This window comes from Brevundimonas sp. (genome assembly GCF_031082345.1).
Lineage (GTDB): Bacteria > Pseudomonadota > Alphaproteobacteria > Caulobacterales > Caulobacteraceae > Brevundimonas.
Genome location: NZ_JAVHLH010000358.1, coordinates 1 through 2,022, shown reverse-complemented (window position 1 = coordinate 2,022; position 2,022 = coordinate 1). Strand labels below are relative to the sequence as shown.

General features: G+C 70.6%; 1 protein-coding gene and 1 pseudogene. Both read left to right on the top strand.

The features are described from left to right. Positions 1 to 99: 99 nt before the first annotated feature. Positions 100 to 810 (top strand): 6-phosphogluconolactonase, encoded by a 711-nt coding sequence (pgl, locus tag RDU12_RS15260; RefSeq protein WP_308685485.1) that lies wholly within the window; start codon positions 100 to 102, stop codon positions 808 to 810. Then, positions 807 to 1,940: pseudogene (locus RDU12_RS15255) on the top strand (dihydroxy-acid dehydratase); the annotation flags it as partial. The gene pgl and the pseudogene RDU12_RS15255, both read left to right, overlap by 4 nt. Positions 1,941 to 2,022: the final 82 nt, after the last annotated feature.

The following is a 2,022-nucleotide window of genomic DNA, read 5'->3' as shown; positions in this document are numbered from 1 at the left end:
CGTAGTCCTTCGGCTTGAAGGCCTACGCCGCGGGAACCTGGGGCCCGGCCGAGGCCGACCTGCTGCTGGCCCGTACGGGCCGCACGTGGAATTCCGGTCATGGGTGAGATCGAGACCCTCCCCGACGCCGCCGCCTGGGCCGACGCCTGCGCCGCCCGCCTGTCGGACGCCCTGTCCGCCGCCGTCGCCGAAGCCGGCAAGGCGGTCTTCGCGGGAGCCGGCGGATCGACGCCCTCGCCGATCTATGGCCGCCTCGCGACCGCGCCGCTGGACTGGTCGAAGGTCGTCGTCACCCTCGTCGACGAGCGTTACGTCCCCGAGACCTCGCCCGAGTCCAACGCCGCCCTGATCAAGCGCGATCTGCTGACCGGCCCCGCCGCCGCGGCCCGCTTCGCGCCCCTCTATTCGCCGGCGGTGACGGTCGATCGCGCCGCCGCCCTGGCCGCCCATGCCCTCGCCGCCGAGGGCGGGCGGCTCGACGCGGTCCTTCTCGGCATGGGGGAGGATGGCCATATCTGTTCCATGTTCCCCGACAGCCCGACCCTCAGAACCCTGCTCTCCCCGACGCTGCCGCCCACGGTCCTCGGCGTCCCCGCCGGTCGCGACGGCGCGGCGCCCAGCCTTGAGCGGCTGTCGATCAACCTGCCGTATCTGATGCAGGCCCGCCGCGTCGTCCTCGCCCTCACCGGCGCCGCCAAACGCGCCGTCTTCGAGCGCGAGGCGGCCGGCGATCCGAACACCCAGCCGATCGCCGCCCTGCTGGCCCACAGGGTCCCGCTCGAAGTCCTCTGGACGGAGGCCGCCCGATGACCCGCCTGAACCCCGTCGTCGCCGAGGTCACCGCCCGCATCGTCGAGCGCTCCCGCGAGACCCGCACGGACTACCTGCGCCGCATGGACGCCGCCCGCGACAATGGCGTCGCCCGCGCCAAGCTCAGCTGCGCCAACTGGGCCCACGCCTTCGCCGGCCAGACCGTCGCCGACAAGCTGACCGCCATGGGCGGCCAGGCCCCCAATCTCGGCATCGTCACCGCCTACAACGACATGCTGTCGGCGCATCAGCCGTTCGAGCGCTTTCCCGCCGTGATCCGCGAGGCGGCCCGCGAACTGGGCGCCACGGCCCAGGTCGCCGGCGGCACGCCCGCCATGTGCGACGGCGTCACCCAGGGCCGTCCCGGCATGGAGCTGTCGCTGTTCAGCCGCGACGTCATCGCCATGTCGACCGGCGTGGCCCTCAGCCACGACGCCTTCGACTCCGTCATCGCCCTCGGCGTCTGCGACAAGATCGTGCCCGGCCTGTTCATGGGCTCGCTGGCGTTCGGCCACCTGCCGGTGATCTTCGCCCCCGCCGGGCCCATGCCCAGCGGCATTCCGAATGCGGAGAAAGCCCGCGTCCGCGCCCTCTACGCCCAGAACCAGGTCGACCGGCAGACCCTGCTGGAGAGCGAGATCGGCTCCTACCACTCGCCCGGCACCTGCACCTTCTACGGCACCGCCAACTCCAACCAGATGATGATGGAGCTGGCCGGGCTGCACATGCCCTCGACCGCCTTCGTCCATCCCGAGACCGGCCTGCGCGACGCCCTGACGGCGGCGGCGGCCAGGCGCGCCGTCGAACTGGCCCGCTCGGGCGAGGGCCGCATGGCCGACGTCATCGACGAGAAGTCGATCGTCAACATGATCGTCGCCCTGCTGGCCACCGGCGGCTCCACCAACCACGCCATCCATCTGGTCGCCATGGCGCGCGCCGCCGGGGTGCTGATCGACTGGACCGACATGGACCAGCTGAGCTCGGTCACCCCCCTGCTGGCCCGGGTCTATCCCAACGGCTCGGCCGACGTGAACGCCTTCCAGGCCGCCGGCGGCGTCGCCTTCGTCGCCCGCGAACTGGCCCAGGCCGGCCTTGATAAACAAGTCGAAAACCTGAAAATGGCACCTGGTTCCGGTGTATTCATCGAGATTTTGAAAAAGCGCCTGGATGGCGAAGGAATCAATCTGCGTTTTTTAACATGATATGGTCGAA

Coding starts and splice junctions, on each gene's coding strand:
- pgl (WP_308685485.1), top strand. CDS start 100: ATGGGTGAGATCGAGACCCTCCCCGACGCCGCCGCCTGGGCCGACGCC.